This is a genomic window from Paraglaciecola sp., assembly GCF_039964565.1.
GTDB lineage: Bacteria > Pseudomonadota > Gammaproteobacteria > Enterobacterales > Alteromonadaceae > Paraglaciecola.
This window is the reverse complement of the sequence record NZ_JBDVXF010000011.1, coordinates 74,624-90,192: the sequence shown is the minus strand read 5'-3', so window position 1 is coordinate 90,192 and position 15,569 is coordinate 74,624. Positions and strand designations below refer to the sequence as shown.

Genomic DNA, 15,569 nt, shown 5'->3' with positions numbered 1-15,569 from the left:
TTAATGCATCCAGTGCTGATATTATTGTGTTTATCAAGGCGAACTTGCTCTCAATAGCCAGCTATTGAGAGCAAGTTCAACGAAGATAGGCGCAATAATAGCGGTGCTGGACGGTATGGCTTATCCCGAGTTTAGGTTACCTAATACGTAACTTCATATGGCAAACGTATTAGTGTAGCGGTGCAATTGAGTGTGTAAAAACCGATAGGGGAATACCTCGCCCTAGTTAAAAGAGCAAGGCACCTGATTCTAGCCAAATTCACCGATGTATACGTTTTACTGGTTAACTTGCAACTTGTTTTCAACCGACTCTAAATATTGGTGTTGATTAAGTTTGTCCGGTTCATATTCAGGGCAATCTCTAATCTGTTCTAGCTTGATGTTGCAACTAACGGCTTGATTTTCCCAGCTCAAGTTAATAAGTTGAGCTGGTGATACTAATACTTTTTTACCACCCAGAAACCAATCTCGGGTATCAATCACTAAATATCGCAGCGACCACGTGCAAGTATCCCAAATCATATCTTTGACGTGCCCCTTTTTGCCATCTTTGGCATCAATTCCGTACCTAATGATTTCCTCAGCAGAACGCAAATGATTCTCTGTTTGTAATTCGTGTTCGACTTCCGCATTTAATAGTTGCGTCCCTTGGCTAGCTAAAGCGGTAGGATAGGCATAGTCACCCCATGAATTTGCTCCTAACCAATAATAACCATATCCAAAATAGTCGAAGTAACTTACTTCAAATTGACGAGAAACAGTTTGATGTTCTTCTAATTTTGGACTGTCCTTGACCATTTGTTTACTGATATAAACTTCAAGTTCACTATCTTCATCATTATATTCTTTTAGAGCGATTGGAGTAATTAGAGTACGTTGGCTTAGGGGAATCCATGGGCTAGTATCGACCACTAAAAAGCGAATAATCCAATTTCTATCATCAAAATAGACATCTTCAACTTCACCAATATTGCCATCTAACGCAGAAATTTGGCTACCTTTTAATTCTTTCAAACTCACTAACATAAGTTTCTCCTTTTGCTATCTGTAATAGACCTTCTTGTATCAGAGAAAGTAGATTCAAATTGGAATCACTAATACAACATCAATTCTACAACCTGTATGCCAGCCGCGATAAATTCATACCGCGCAGCTAATAATGGCTATTTGCGTTAATGATGCTGATAAAAGCATTTACTAAGTGAGTAAAAGTGGCTAAAAGTGAGTAAAAACTACAAACTAGTCTGCAACATTTTCTCAATGGTTAGGTGTAAGATAGTGTTCAGGTGAGCGTGTGAATCACAATGGTTGAGCAATTGCTTAGAAGCGACTTTTAACTTGAGTCACGAGTATTCTAATTCTTGAGTGACAGGTCCTATCTGCGAAAATTTTTCACTGCCACCTAGCATATCATCTCTATATTAATGACGTTTAAGCGGGAGAATATTTTTTATTGGCGATTGTTTTATTGGATGTTTAATGAAAAAGCGCCATTTGGCGCTTTTAAATACCTGGACAAGCTTTAAAAAACTACTGTTTTACACGCTTTTTACGTGCTGCTAAGCCTAGTAAACCAATCAGTAATAGTGCCATGGTTTCTGGCTCTGTCACTTCAGTTGCACCAGCTCCTACAATAATCTGTATCGATGTTAATGCTGCTAGTCCGCCGTTAGCATCAAATGCGGTCAATGAAATATCGTAAGTTGCATCTAGGGTTGGATCAAATCCTGGGCCAAAAAACCAATGCGCTTTCCATGAGTTTTGTGCCAGGTTGTTGGCAGATATCAGGGTAGAGTATTCGCTTGCATCTGCTGCTACATCGCCCGCGCCGTTTCCCGTAGTGTTATCACCAACTGCATGGTCCCAAAAAACAGTCCCATTGTTAGGATTAATGCCATTAATTGGGTCAAAATTAAAAAATGTGGCGTTTGCTGAAGGATCAATATCAATTCCTAATAGATAGGTAAACTCACTTAAAGCGCCGCCAGTTCCATCAAAATTTGAATTGATTGACCACTCGAAACTCCACACTGCAGTGGGCGAGCTTTGAGTCGGAGCAACACCAGCACCAAAACTATAAGTTCCGTCACCATTACTATTAAAGGTGTTTTCGGGAGCTCCCGCAGCATTGTGTCTTAGTTTTCCGCGTAGGCCTAGCTCGATGCCATTTGCTTGTTCTATAGTAAAACCACCATTGAGGTTTCCACTACCGAAGATAATATTATTAGTTACGTCTTGGTCAAATAAAAGACCCGCAGATGCGGTAGCTGACAATGTACTCGCCAAAAGTAACCCAGCAATTATAATTTTTTTCATTGTATTTCCTTTAGCTTTTTAATTGCGAATTAAAGTCAAAGACTACTTAACTGAGACCTATGATATTTTTCAACTTAATCAATAAGCAAAAAATACACCATGAAATTTAAATAACTATTTTTCAAAGGGTTGGAGTTTTGCGTTTGTTTTTTGTTAATGAGTTGTAAAATATGTTGACGGTTTGAGTTTAAATAAAAAGGAATCTTGTTTTATTGAGGCCCTGCAGGACCTCGGCTTTTAGCTTTACCTCAAAACGACCTAGGACGTGGTCTGGTCAATCAATACAGTCTATTCCTTAATATTCAAGCTACTGATCTCTTGCTCTGTTTGCGCTACTAGTTGTTGCATTGTTTTCCCATGAGCGACCGGTCTTTTGGAATCAGGATCGACTTGCACAAACACTATGTCATCGGCGAAACAGATTGTATTTTTAGTCGCTTTATTGCGAACTAAGCAAGATACTGTAATGGAAGTTTTGCCGACACTTTTGGTCTCTAATCCAAACTCTACTACGTCACCTTGAGCAGCAGGCGATTCAAAGTTAATTTCACCTATATGTTTTGTCACTAGGTAATTTGTTTCTAACTGACAAATAGCATAAATGGCGGCCTCTTCATCAATCCATTCCAAAGCGCGACCGCCAAATAATGCATTGGCATAGTTCAAATCATTGGGCATGACTAATCGGCGAGATAAAAAACGCATGGTTTTCCTTAAAAATAATTAAAACTGGTTGGCAATTATATAACGCAAACTAAAGATCTTAGAATTAATGCTTCAATCTAAGATAGATTCATGGGGTTGGCAGCGATTCGAATGACCCAATAGGATCATATGATTTTTGATTGCTGTAAATCAGTAATGCTCTTAGTGTCGTAGCCTAATAATTCGGTTAACACCGCCTCAGTGTGTTCCCCTAAGCTTGGAGGGGCTAGATGGTAGGTTATAGGGGTGCGCGAGAAATTAATTGGATTCGACACTGTTGGTACTTTGCCATTTTTCGGGTGTTTGAGTTCATTGGCCATGTTTCGGTGTTTGATTTGTGGATTGTCGAAAGTTTCAGCAATGTCATTAATCGGACCACAGGGCACCCCTAACATTTCGAGTTGTTGTAACCAAAAATCACTGTTTTTTGCTTTGATAATCTCCGCCAATTGCTCAATCACAATTTCTCTGTTTTGCACTCTTGCTTGATTGGTTGAAAATCGCGGATCCTGAACTAGTGTTTGGCATTGTGCCACTTTGCAAAAGTCTGCAAATTGAGAGTCGTTGCCGATCGTTAAAATAATAAAGCCATCGAGAGTTTTAAAAGTTTGGTAGGGTACGATATTAGGGTGAGCATTACCCATACGCTTGGGGATATTTTGACTAACTAAGTAGTTCATGCTTTGGTTAGCTAAACTAGCCACTTGCACGTCAAGCAGAGCTAAGTCGATATATTGACCTAACCCCGATTTCTCACGCTCTATTATGGCAGCTTGGATGGCTGTAGTGGCATACATACCGGTAAGAATATCTGTTAAAGCCACACCAACTTTTTGAGGGCCACCGCCGGGCAAATGGTCGGGTTCTCCGGTTACACTCATCAATCCCCCCATTCCTTGTAACAAAAAGTCGTATCCAGCTCTTTTGGCATATGGACCATCTTGTCCAAAGCCTGTTATTGAGCAATATATCAACCTTGGGTTGAGCGACGATAAACTTTCATAATCAAGACGGTATTTTTCTAAAGTGCCTACTTTGAAGTTTTCGATTAATACGTCGCAGCTAGCAATTAATTGATGAATAATCTCTTGACCTCGTGGCTGTCTAATATCAACAGTGATAGAACGTTTACCGCGATTGGCTGATAGGAAATAAGCCGATTCTGTTGTGTTCTCTCCTTGTTGGTTTTTAAAAAAAGGGGGACCCCAGCGTCGAGTATCATCACCCTCAAATGGTTTTTCTACTTTAATGACTTCTGCCCCTAAATCAGCCAACAGTTGTCCGGACCATGGTCCAGCCAAAATGCGACTAAGCTCAAGAACGCGGATATGAGAAAGTGGTGAAGACAAAAGTGGTGAAGACATAGAGTGCTCTAAAAAGTTTTGTGTCGCTAAGATATCATATAGAACTTACGCTTTGGGTCGTAAATTCGCTAGGAAACTTGTTTATCTAGCGATGGTTCATTTCAATAAACAATAGCAAGTGTTAACGATATCTATGAGTGACAACCTTTGTTGTCATCAACTCTGCTCCAAAAAAAAAGCCCTCAATAAAGAGGGCTTGGCTTAAAAAAGTATCGTTATAATTTGATGATATTGTTACCTGTATCACGGTCGATAAACCGCACAAAGGGGTCAATACCAGCAAAGTTAGGCATTTCGTCTACCGTTAATTCGATCACAGTTTCACCGCTTTTAATGGCGTGAAGTCCTTGATAAATCACTTTGTTTTCTGCTGCGAAATTATTTGGGTCTTCACTAAACAAAGCTATTTCTACCTCTTTATCAAAAGGTTGTTCTGTTTCTTGACCTTTACCATCTGCACTAAACTGTTGTGCGGATACGGTTAACATTACTTTCACTTTTCCGTCTTCAAGCTCTTCTTTAGTTACTTCTTTGGCACGCAAATCGTAAATGGTGATTTGCTCAAATAAGTCTTTAATATAAGCTCGTTCGTCAGCGTTTGCATCGATGTTCAGGTACCTTACTAAATCTAAAGTTGTAGGGTACAAGTCTTCACGATATTGAAACTCATTTAGCAATCCCTTTAAGGCTAAATTAAGACGCTCTTCACCTAGTTTATTCTCCAAGGCCATCATAACGATAGATCCTTTTTGGTAGTGAATGTACTGTTGGTTTTCAGCCCGAAGTAGTGGCATTTCTTCAATTCGCTCGGTACTGCGTCCTCGCAAATACCGGTCTAATTCATAGGTAAGGAATTGACGTAATCGGGTTTCTCCATACTTTTTCTTCATCACCATCAATGCGCTATATTGAGATAACGTTTCGGACAGTATTGCGCTACCTTGCACATTTGCAGCGTTGAGTTGATGGCCCCACCATTGGTGCGCCACTTCGTGGGCAGTAATGTAATAAACAGGATCGATGTCTTCGGGATTACGTAAGTCAGTGATAAAACCTATTTTTTCAGAATAGGGCACGGTATTGGCAAAACTTTGCGCAAAACTGCGGTATCCAGGAAATTCAATGATCCTTAACTGTTTATGTTGGTATGGGCTAAAAACTGCTTGGAAATAGTCGAGGGAATCACTACTCGCTTCAATCATGCGGTCAACATTCCAGTGATGATCGGAGTGATGGTAAACTTCGATATTGATCCCAGCATGCTGTACTTTTTTACTGTTTAGTTCAGAAGACATAATGCTGAAAAAGTTGACCATTGGCGCGTCCATTTCATAGCGATAATAGTTGCGACCGTCCTGTTTCCATTCCTTTTGAAGGTAACCTGGTGCTATGGCAAATTGATCTTCGCTAGTAGAAAGCGTGGCACTAAAATCAATAAACTCTACACCTTTGCCAAAGAAACTCTCGTTATAGCGGCTACTGTCTTCTAATTTATAAGCTCGTTGTAGAGGTTCGAGATCCCGTTTACGCCTTTCGTGCTGGTCAGTTATTTGATATGAAGTGTTGAAACCAAAAAATGGTAGCAGACTAAAGTTATCAATAAAGGTGCCGTTTTTGACCAAAGTGGTGTCTTCACCGCTATTCTTAAATCCGTTATGTTCGCGAACCACAGTCAATAAGCCAGTACGTTGTTCATCAGGCATCATAGGTTCGGAAAATTCAAACCAAGCTAGGTTGTATTTGGAATTGATATTGCCCAATTCGCCACCTTGTATTGCTACATCTGTGACTGAAGAATAACGGGGCAAATTCACCAAAAATCGTTTTATGGGAGTTGACGTACGATTGATAACTTCAATTTTAACCTCAGCCTCGATACGTCTTTTGGCAGGGAATATATCCACAGCAGCGTCAACGCTAACAATTGTAGGCATAGGCGCATCACGAAACTCAACATACTCTTTTTCGTAATCGGCTTGGAGATTTAAAAGCTCATCCTGTCCATAGAATTGATTCAATACTTTAGTGTTGTAATGAATGTAGGCACCGCTGGCCAAAAATATCACTAAGGCTGCGGCCGCAGCACTTTTGCCAGTATTACCTATATGATAACTGAGTAAACGCAGACGATGTTTAACCGAGGTTTGTGGTCCGCGTTGCCACATTCCATAGCTGATAATGCCAAGCACTATCGCTAAGGCACTCCAGTACAACATAAACCAGCTATGAGATTGGATAAACCAGCCGTAGCCATTGAGATCCGAATATTGCAGCATTGGTCCTGCGGCGAAGTTGAACATATTGTGTTCAATTCCAAGTTGGCTGAATGCTAAAGACACAAAGAAATAGCCAACAAAAACTAACATGCCGATATATTTATTTGGGCTTAGTGCCTGAATAAAAAACGCTAATATAGTCAGCAAACACCAAGGCAAGGCTCCAAAAAACAACAAACTAATCAGGTATTGGCTAAATTCTATATTTTCATAACCTGATAAGAGTTGATTGATGATAGCGGCGAACATGCCAACTAGGTGTAAGCTCACAATCACCAGCATAACTGCCAATAATTTTGATAGCCAAAAAGTCACATTCTGAACCGGCATACTGTCAACTATATCGCCCATACCAACTGAGCGTTCACGCCAAACCACTTCAGCGGTGTAGTAAGTGATAATAATGATGGTCATCAGTGAAAATGAACCCATAATTAATTCCACTAAGGTTTGAGTGAGTGGCCAATTAGGGGTACCAAACATGCCATCAATCTGGAAAAAATTAGCGATTAATTGAAAAGCCGAAAATATCAATAATATTAAAAAGGCTGGGCTTAAAAATACTTGTCGAATTTCAAATTTTGTACGTGTAACAAATTGCGCCAATCCGTTATTTTTGGAGGCTTTTACCTTGATATTATTGTTTGTAGGAATGACATCAATTTTTTCTTTCTTGGCTTTTTTCTTAAATGTAAAACTAGTTAAATTAAGCGGTTTAAATAGTCCTCCCGCCACAAATAGGATAAATGCCCCTATGCCTAACCATAATAACCTGTTCTGCAATATCATGCCGTCAAAGACAGGAACCAATGAATTTTTTTCAAAAGACGTCCAATAACGTGAGTATTCACCGAATGCCCTTAGACCAAAAGGGTCGAGTAAAGCGCGAACAGTGCGCTGTTCAGGTTCGTTAAATACTTGCCCTGCTACCGCATATAAGATGAACAATCCCATGGCACATATGTACACTGCCATGACGCTCTTAAATTTAGTGGCGGCGGCATAAAATAGAGCTGCAAACACAAAAATAGTGCTGGCAGAAAAAATCACGAAAGGTGTCAGATACATCATTAAACTATTTGGACCGATTCGCTCTTGATCTACCCAAGGCATTAAGCTACCCATAAAACTACCAAAAGGAACCATGGCAAACACCACTAGACAAATAAGGTAGGCACCGAAAAATCGCCCAAGATTATAGGGTAGTGGTTTTATAGGTTTAGTTAAGATAATTTCAGCCATCATCGACGTTTGATTTCGAGTGGCAGTATTGGCTACAAAGTTAACCACCATAAACATCGAGAAAATACTCAAAATCAACATAATCTGAGTCACAGCAAAAGGGCTGTTAAACAATACGTTTCCGCCAGAGCCAATTTGCACTTGGTCAATTGTGATGGCTAAAAATGGCAATAAAAAGAAGACCAAACAGGTCACGATAAAAGAGGGCTGGCGAGTAAAGTAGCGCCATTCAAACCCTAACATTTTAGTAAACATATCAGTGTTTCCTTAGGCTGCTTGAGTCGAACGAGAATTGTGTAAGGTAGAAAAGTACACATCTTCTAACGTCGCAGGGGCCGTTTCGAACCCTTCTGGGGCATCAGGTGCCAGCACGTGTAATACTGTGCGCCCAGCGAATAAACGTTTGGATATAACAGGTAAGGTATTTTCTAGAATGACTGCTTCTTCAATAGACACAGTTTTGCGCCAAATTTGACCGTTTAAATCAGCCGTCACATCTAAAGGATTGCCTTGAAGTAAAATTTGACCATTGCCTAACACTGCCATATTGGGGCACAGCTCCGATACGTCATCCACTATATGAGTGGATAAAATAATGACTTTTTCTTCACCTAAGGTGACTAACAAGTTATGAAAGCGATTGCGCTCTTCAGGATCGAGTCCTGCCGTAGGTTCATCTACTATCAGCAGATCTGGGTCCCCTAACAAAGCTTGAGCGATACCGAAACGTTGGCGCATTCCGCCAGAAAAACCGCTAACTGCTTTTTTTCTGTGCTGAAATAAATTGGTGTGCGCTAACAAACCATCTACCGCTTCTTTGCGTTCGCCTTTATTGGCAATGCCTTTCAATATAGCTAAATGATCTAATAACTCATAGGCACTTATGCGCGGGTAAACACCAAAGTCTTGAGGTAAGTATCCGAGTCGTTGCCGTAATTCATTGGGTTGGGTGAGTACATCTATGTTGTCGAACTGGATACTGCCAGTATCCGCTTGCTGTAAGGTGGCTATGGTACGCATCAAACTCGATTTACCCGCTCCATTAGGACCAAGTAGTCCAAACATTCCCTTAGGGATGTCTAAATTAACATTGTTAAGCGCTTTTACGCCGTTGTCGTAAGTTTTTGATATATTTTTTATTTTTAGCATGCTTAATTCCCTGATTTTAATTTTTTGTCGCTGTAAATATGCAGAATTCGCAATACTTAGTCTATAGAAGCAACATTTTATTACTAAAAACGAGAATTTAATTTAGGAGAGTGCTGATCCGGTATATACTACGCGGCCTTAATTTTTCATCAGTGTTTACGTTTTTAGAGGTCGTTTTTCATGCGCACAGACTATTGTGGCAATATCAATTCATCTTATATCGGGCAAACAGTCACCTTGTGTGGTTGGGTAAATCGTCGTCGTGACTTAGGCGGGGTAATCTTTATTGACCTGCGTGATCGCGAGGGTGTGGTTCAAGTTGTATTTGACCCTGATTTAGCCGAGATATTTGATACCGCAAATAGTTTACGTAATGAATTTTGCGTGCAGTTAAGCGGCTTGGTTCGTCCACGACCTGAAGGTCAGGTGAACAAAGATATGTCCACCGGCGAAATCGAAATGTTAGGTAAGTCTTTAACTATTCTAAATAAAGCTGCGGCATTACCCCTTGATTGGAATCAAGAAAACTCAGAAGAACAACGCTTAAAATATCGTTATTTAGACTTACGCCGTCCGTTAATGAGCGATCGCTTGAAGTTTAGAGCGAAAGTTACCAGTAGTGTGCGTAGCTACCTTGAAAACGATGGTTTCTTAGATATCGAAACGCCAATATTAACTAAAGCTACACCTGAAGGCGCGCGAGATTATTTAGTGCCTAGTCGTACTCATAAAGGTCAGTTTTTTGCGTTACCTCAGTCTCCACAATTGTTTAAACAATTGTTGATGATGTCGGGTATGGATAAGTACTATCAAATCGTTAAGTGTTTCCGTGATGAGGATTTACGCGCCGACCGTCAGCCAGAGTTTACTCAAATCGATATCGAAACTACCTTCTTAGATGCTGAAGGTGTGATGTCAATTACTGAAGGTTTAGTGCGGGACTTATTTCAAAAAATGCTGAATGTTGATTTAGGCGAATTCCCTAGCATGACTTATGCCGATGCAATGCGTCGTTTTGGCAGTGACAAGCCTGATTTGCGTAATCCCCTCGAATTGACGGATGTTGCCGATTTACTTAAAAACGTTGAATTTAAAGTATTTTCTGGGCCAGCAAATGATCCTAAAGGTCGAGTCGCAGTAATCCGAGTACCGGGCGGGGCTAAGTTATCTCGTAAACAAATTGATGACTACGGTAAGTTTGTAGGAATTTATGGTGCTAAAGGCCTAGCATGGATGAAAATCAACGATCTTGACGCAGGCATGGAAGGTTTACAATCTCCCATCCTTAAATTCTTAACTGAAGATGTGGCAAAAGGTATTGTTGAACGCGCAGATGCACAAAGCGGCGATATTCTATTGTTCGGTGCAGACACAAATACAGTGGTGACAGAAGCCCTAGGTGCACTGAGATTAAAACTAGGTGAAGACTTAGAATTGCTTGAAGGTGAATGGAAACCTTTATGGGTAGTGGATTTCCCTATGTTTGAAGAAGTAGATGGCGAATTTTATGCATTGCATCACCCGTTTACTGCGCCTCGTGATATGACACCTGACGAGTTAGCGGCTAACCCGGCGGGCGCCTTATCAAATGCCTACGATATGGTATTAAATGGCTGTGAGCTTGGTGGTGGTTCGGTACGTATTCATAACCAAGACATGCAAGCCAAAGTGTTTTCGTTGTTAGGTATTAGTGATGAAGAAGCTGAAATGAAGTTTGGATTCTTACTAGAAGCCCTTAAATTTGGTGCACCGCCGCACGCTGGTTTAGCTTTTGGTTTAGACCGTCTGGTTATGTTGATGACTGGCGCGACTTCAATTCGAGACGTGATGGCATTCCCTAAAACCACTACTGCAGCGTGCCCTCTGACAAGTGCACCGGGTGAAGCTAATCCAGAACAATTGAAAGAGTTGTCTATTCAAACTGTGATTGAAAAGAAAACCGAAGAAAACAAAGCTGATTAATTATTACTGTGAGTGTTAGCTTTCGCATCCCAGAATCTGCCCTGACGGTTGTTTACAACCAGTTAGGGCAGGTGTTGGTGATGCAGCGTAATGATGATCCAGCGTTTTGGCAATCGGTTACCGGTACCCTCGAGATAAACGAAAAACCTTATGAAACGGCTTTGCGTGAAGTGTTTGAAGAAACGGGCATCGATATTTCAAAAGATGGTTATCAGCTCATAGACTGTCAAAAAATTAATACATATGAAATCCGCGATAAGTGGAAACACCGTTATCCTCCCAACACTGCCTTTAATACTGAACATGTGTTTGCCGTTGAAGTGTCAAATGACCAAAGTGTTTATTTGACAGAACATTCCGCTTATTTTTGGTTAGATAAAATCACTGCCATGGAAAAAGTTTGGTCTGATACTAACCGTGAAGCTATTGCTTTGTACGTGCCCGATGTTAAAGGTTAAAACCATTGCAGAAACCAAAACAGCAATTATAGGTGGGCCGTTATGTCGATTATTTTAGGTATTGATCCCGGTTCGCGGATAACAGGTTATGGTGTGATAAAAAAATCCGGTCAGAAATCTGCATACATTGGTAGTGGATGTATTCGTGTTCAGGGGGATGAGCTTGCTTCTAGGTTAAAACAAATATTCGATGGGGTGAGCGAAATTATTCACCAATTCCAACCTACCGAGTTCGCGATTGAACAGGTCTTTATGGCTAAGAATCCTGACTCAGCGCTCAAGTTAGGCCAAGCAAGAGGTGCGGCAATTGTTGCAGCTACGGCGTTCGACTTACCAGTAGCCGAATATTCAGCGAGGCAGATTAAACAATCTGTAGTAGGAAAAGGTAGCGCAGATAAATCGCAAGTTCAGCATATGGTGACCTATTTGTTAGGACTCGCAGCTAAACCTCAAGCGGATGCTGCCGATGCGCTTGCGGTGGCACTTTGTCACAATCATACACAGCAAAGTCTGATTAAGATGTCTGGCCAAGCCTCTAAAACGGTACGTGGAAGATTGCGTTAGTTCCTCTGACATCATCAAAACTATTTTAGGTTAGCGCTGGATTTGAAACACAAGGAAAAACAATGATAGGTAACATTCGCGGTACATTACTTGAAAAACAACCGCCAGAAATATTAATCGAAGCGGGTGGGGTGGGGTATGAAGTACAAGTACCCATGACCAGTTTCTATCAGTTACCTGAGATTGGACAGGAAGCCAATTTATGTATTCATTTTGTGGTGCGAGAAGACGCCCAATTGTTATTTGGTTTTGCGAATAAACAAGAACGCGCAGTGTTTCGTGAGTTAATTAAAGCAAGTGGTGTAGGCCCTAAATTAGCTTTAACTATTTTATCTGGTATGAATGCACAACAATTTATGCAATGTGTAAGCATTGAAGATGTCACAGGTTTAACAAAACTCCCTGGTGTAGGCAAAAAAACTGCAGAGCGGTTAGTCATCGAAATGCGCGATAGGTTAAGTAAATTAGCAAAAGACCAAGGTTATGCCGAAACCGTACACTTAACGCCAGACTTACCGGTTGAAAATACCTTTGTACAGCGCACTGATTCAAAAGAAGAAGCGCTAAGTGCTTTGGTTGCGTTGGGATATAAAGCAGCAATTGCCAGTAAAATAATCAATTCTGTATTTAAAGAAGAGATGAGTAGTGAACAGCTTATTCGTGAGTCCTTACGAGCGATGGGATAACAACAGCAATATAATTAATACGACTTTTAAAGACGTGTAGTGATAAATTTGATACTGTATAAAAAAACACTAATACCATGATTAACGAATAAAAATGATTGAAGCCGACCGCATAGTTAAACCTACCGCAAGCCATGAAGATGAAGTGATTGATCGCGCTATTCGTCCAAAAATGTTGGCCGATTATACTGGGCAAGATCATGTATGTTCGCAAATGGAAATATTTATTGAAGCGGCAAAAAAGCGTAGTGACGCGCTTGATCATTTGTTAATTTTTGGCCCGCCCGGTTTAGGCAAAACCACTTTAGCTAATATTGTGGCAAACGAGATGGGTGTCAATATTAAAACCACGTCTGGGCCCGTTCTTGAAAAAGCCGGTGACTTAGCGGCCTTGTTGACTAATCTTGAAGAAAACGACGTATTGTTTATTGACGAAATTCATCGTCTTAGTTCTGTGGTGGAAGAAATTCTCTATCCCGCAATGGAAGATTATCAACTCGACATTATGATAGGCGAGGGACCCGCCGCTCGTTCAATAAAATTAGAGCTTCCTCCTTTTACTTTAATTGGTGCTACCACAAGAGCGGGGTCGTTAACCTCTCCTCTTAGAGATCGTTTTGGCATAGTGCAGCGACTCGAATTTTATAACATTAAAGATCTGACCCAGATCGTTAATCGCTCGGCTAGTTATTTAAATTTGGCTATGCAAGAAGATGGGGCAATTGAAATTGCGAAACGTTCTAGGGGCACGCCGCGTATCAGTAATCGGCTATTGCGCCGCGTCAGAGATTTTGCAGAAGTCAGATCCGACGGAAACATCACGCTACAAGTCGCGAGTCAAGCCTTAGACATGCTGGATGTCGATAAGGAAGGTCTCGACTATATGGATCGCAAATTACTGCTGGCAATTATTGAAACCTTTATGGGCGGACCAGTAGGTTTGGATAATCTAGCCGCAGCTATAGGTGAAGAGCGGGAAACAATTGAAGATGTAATTGAACCGTTTTTAATCCAACAAGGATTTCTGCAACGTACTCCTCGAGGACGAATTGCCTCGCAACGTGCGTTCTTGCATTTCGGCAAAGATTATTCTGTTGATTAATTAGTGCTTTTTTAATTCGACTTTGTTTCTGTCAGAAAATTTAGGCAAAAAAAAGCCCACATAATCAATGTGGGCCAAACAACTAGTGTTAAAGGAAATTAATCCAGGGAACATGTCAAATAAACTCATTGCAATATCATCTCGCCTTAAACACAAAATAATATGCAGTTCAGAAAACAACGAGAGCTATTCTAGCCATTTAAATTTAATCTTCAATTGAATTAAATTAATTTTGAAATTAGAAAAACTAATGCGAATTTGGTATGTATTGGTTTTTTATCGATAGAGAATGTATTTTTAATTGTAATTGCATGATTTACAAGGAATATTCAAATTGTTTGATTTTTAAACCATTATTATTATTGTTGCTTATTATTGTCTAGTTAAGTAAATGTTAGTTCAATTTATGTGAATAACTATTCGTATCTAAAGTATCCATAACGTGTTTTTCGTATTGTTGTAGTCACTATAAGTCTATGAAAACAAAATGATTTCGTCGGAAGCATAAAAAATCAGTTTGCAGTTACTTATTGTTTGATAGCATAACGATTCAAAGTCGATGGGTATTGGTTAGCTTTAATGGCAGTGCATAAAAAACACTGTTTTACACCTCAAATCTTAATAAAGTAGCGTTACAATGAATAAACATAGTCACAATGTGCGAGTGTATTACGAGGACACGGATGCTGGTGGGATCGTGTATTATGCGAATTATCTTAAGTTTTTGGAACGTGCAAGAACCGAATGGTTAAGGCAAATGGGTATCGAACAAGATATTCTTTTGGAACGTTCCGTGGGTTTTGTCGTCAAACGTGTTGAAATGGACAATCATGGGCCAGCTCGCTTCAATGAATTGTTGTGTATTCAATCTGAAATAGTAGAATTGAAACGAGCTAGTTTGGTGTTCAAACAGATAATAATTAGTCCAAACAATCAATGTTTGGTCAGTGCATTAATCAGAGTCGCTTGTGTCAATTTATCCAACATGAAACCACAAGCTATACCTGACAATATTTTAGGGGAATTTTCACGTGTCATCTGATATATCTTTCATTGATTTAATTTTAGAAGCCAGCCTGTTAGTGCAATTGGTAATGTTGCTGCTATTTACGGCATCGGTTGCTTCTTGGGCATTTATATTAGAACGCAGTCGCGCCCTCAATTTTGCTCGCTCTGAAATGAAAAAGTTTGAAGATAAGTTTTGGTCTGGAGTTGACCTTAACCGTTTTTATCAAGAATTAGCGGCGCGTCAATCTTTGGAAGGCATGGCCAGTATGTTTTGTGCCGGTTTCAAAGAGTTTGTCCGATCTCGAAAAAATGTGAACACACCTGCTGAGGCAGTGATGGAGGGCGCTTCAAGGGCAATGAGAGTGTCGTTGTCTCGTGAAATTGATCGTCTGGAAAGTCGTTTGCCGTTTTTGGCAACAACTGGCTCAATCAGTCCTTATATCGGGCTGTTCGGGACGGTTTGGGGGATAATGACTTCTTTTATCGCTTTAGGTGGGCAGCAGCAAGCTACTTTGGCTATGGTTGCTCCAGGTATAGCTGAAGCACTGATCGCTACCGCAATGGGGTTATTTGCTGCTATTCCCGCGGTGATTGCATACAACCGATTTAGTCACCAAGTAGAAAAACTTGAAAATAGTTATGGTAATTTTATGGAGGAATTTTCAAGTATTTTACATAGACAGGCACTGTTGTCAGGTGCAGATTCTTCTCACGCTGCGCAACACTCTTCTTAGGTT

General features: G+C 40.4%; 13 protein-coding genes. 7 read left to right on the top strand and 6 right to left on the bottom strand.

The window, feature by feature from the left end:
* Positions 1 to 276: 276 nt before the first annotated feature.
* From ABJK37_RS06025 to ABJK37_RS06000, 6 genes are all read right to left on the bottom strand, one after another.
* Positions 277 to 1,026: a PRC-barrel domain-containing protein gene (locus tag ABJK37_RS06025; RefSeq protein ID WP_348351123.1), complete on the bottom strand. Its 750-nt coding sequence runs from the start codon at positions 1,024 to 1,026 to the stop codon at positions 277 to 279.
* 504 nt (positions 1,027 to 1,530) lie between these two features.
* The gene (locus ABJK37_RS06020) at positions 1,531 to 2,316 is read right to left on the bottom strand and encodes a PEP-CTERM sorting domain-containing protein (RefSeq protein ID WP_348351121.1); all 786 of its coding nucleotides are present in this window, start codon (positions 2,314 to 2,316) and stop codon (positions 1,531 to 1,533) included.
* 288 nt (positions 2,317 to 2,604) lie between these two features.
* Positions 2,605 to 3,021 carry a hotdog domain-containing protein gene (locus tag ABJK37_RS06015; RefSeq protein WP_348351119.1) on the bottom strand — a complete coding sequence of 139 codons (417 nt, stop codon included), beginning with the start codon at positions 3,019 to 3,021 and terminating at the stop codon, positions 2,605 to 2,607.
* Positions 3,022 to 3,146: 125 nt separating this feature from the next.
* Complete coding sequence (locus ABJK37_RS06010; protein WP_348351117.1) at positions 3,147 to 4,385, bottom strand: CaiB/BaiF CoA-transferase family protein; 1,239 nt, start codon at positions 4,383 to 4,385, stop codon at positions 3,147 to 3,149.
* Positions 4,386 to 4,600: 215 nt separating this feature from the next.
* A complete protein-coding gene (locus ABJK37_RS06005; RefSeq protein ID WP_348351115.1) occupies positions 4,601 to 8,158 on the bottom strand; it encodes a M1 family aminopeptidase in 3,558 nt (1,185 codons plus the stop codon).
* A gap of 12 nt (positions 8,159 to 8,170) precedes the next feature.
* Entirely contained in the window at positions 8,171 to 9,052 is an 882-nt protein-coding gene (locus tag ABJK37_RS06000; protein ID WP_348351113.1) for an ABC transporter ATP-binding protein, read from the bottom strand.
* 180 nt (positions 9,053 to 9,232) lie between these two features.
* Here ABJK37_RS06000 and aspS point away from each other — a divergent pair, with 180 nt between their 5' ends.
* The 7 genes from aspS (at position 9,233) to tolQ (ending at position 15,566) form a co-directional block, all read left to right on the top strand.
* On the top strand, positions 9,233 to 11,014 hold the full coding sequence (gene aspS / locus ABJK37_RS05995) for an aspartate--tRNA ligase (protein ID WP_348351111.1): 1,782 nt from the start codon (positions 9,233 to 9,235) through the stop codon (positions 11,012 to 11,014).
* 8 nt (positions 11,015 to 11,022) lie between these two features.
* Entirely contained in the window at positions 11,023 to 11,472 is a 450-nt protein-coding gene (gene nudB, locus ABJK37_RS05990) for a dihydroneopterin triphosphate diphosphatase (protein ID WP_348351109.1), read from the top strand.
* A 42-nt stretch (positions 11,473 to 11,514) separates the two neighbouring features.
* Positions 11,515 to 12,036, top strand: a complete 522-nt coding sequence (gene ruvC / locus ABJK37_RS05985) for a crossover junction endodeoxyribonuclease RuvC (RefSeq protein ID WP_348351108.1) — start codon at positions 11,515 to 11,517, stop codon at positions 12,034 to 12,036.
* Between the two features lie 62 nt (positions 12,037 to 12,098).
* Positions 12,099 to 12,722: a Holliday junction branch migration protein RuvA gene (gene ruvA, locus ABJK37_RS05980; RefSeq protein ID WP_348351106.1), complete on the top strand. Its 624-nt coding sequence runs from the start codon at positions 12,099 to 12,101 to the stop codon at positions 12,720 to 12,722.
* Between the two features lie 94 nt (positions 12,723 to 12,816).
* Positions 12,817 to 13,824, top strand: coding sequence for a Holliday junction branch migration DNA helicase RuvB (gene ruvB, locus ABJK37_RS05975; protein ID WP_348351104.1), 1,008 nt, complete (start codon positions 12,817 to 12,819; stop codon positions 13,822 to 13,824).
* Positions 13,825 to 14,461: 637 nt separating this feature from the next.
* The gene (gene ybgC, locus ABJK37_RS05970; RefSeq protein WP_215932498.1) at positions 14,462 to 14,866 is read left to right on the top strand and encodes a tol-pal system-associated acyl-CoA thioesterase; all 405 of its coding nucleotides are present in this window, start codon (positions 14,462 to 14,464) and stop codon (positions 14,864 to 14,866) included.
* Positions 14,856 to 15,566 (top strand): protein TolQ, encoded by a 711-nt coding sequence (gene tolQ, locus ABJK37_RS05965; protein ID WP_348351101.1) that lies wholly within the window; start codon positions 14,856 to 14,858, stop codon positions 15,564 to 15,566. The genes ybgC and tolQ overlap by 11 nt, the downstream gene beginning before the upstream one ends.
* Positions 15,567 to 15,569 lie beyond the last annotated feature (3 nt).

Coding starts and splice junctions, on each gene's coding strand:
- ABJK37_RS06010 (WP_348351117.1), bottom strand. CDS start 4,385: ATGTCTTCACCACTTTTGTCTTCACCACTTTCTCATATCCGCGTTCTT.
- ruvB (WP_348351104.1), top strand. CDS start 12,817: ATGATTGAAGCCGACCGCATAGTTAAACCTACCGCAAGCCATGAAGAT.
- ABJK37_RS06020 (WP_348351121.1), bottom strand. CDS start 2,316: ATGAAAAAAATTATAATTGCTGGGTTACTTTTGGCGAGTACATTGTCA.
- ruvA (WP_348351106.1), top strand. CDS start 12,099: ATGATAGGTAACATTCGCGGTACATTACTTGAAAAACAACCGCCAGAA.
- ybgC (WP_215932498.1), top strand. CDS start 14,462: ATGAATAAACATAGTCACAATGTGCGAGTGTATTACGAGGACACGGAT.
- ABJK37_RS06015 (WP_348351119.1), bottom strand. CDS start 3,021: ATGCGTTTTTTATCTCGCCGATTAGTCATGCCCAATGATTTGAACTAT.
- aspS (WP_348351111.1), top strand. CDS start 9,233: ATGCGCACAGACTATTGTGGCAATATCAATTCATCTTATATCGGGCAA.
- ruvC (WP_348351108.1), top strand. CDS start 11,515: ATGTCGATTATTTTAGGTATTGATCCCGGTTCGCGGATAACAGGTTAT.
- ABJK37_RS06000 (WP_348351113.1), bottom strand. CDS start 9,052: ATGCTAAAAATAAAAAATATATCAAAAACTTACGACAACGGCGTAAAA.
- ABJK37_RS06025 (WP_348351123.1), bottom strand. CDS start 1,026: ATGTTAGTGAGTTTGAAAGAATTAAAAGGTAGCCAAATTTCTGCGTTA.
- ABJK37_RS06005 (WP_348351115.1), bottom strand. CDS start 8,158: ATGTTTACTAAAATGTTAGGGTTTGAATGGCGCTACTTTACTCGCCAG.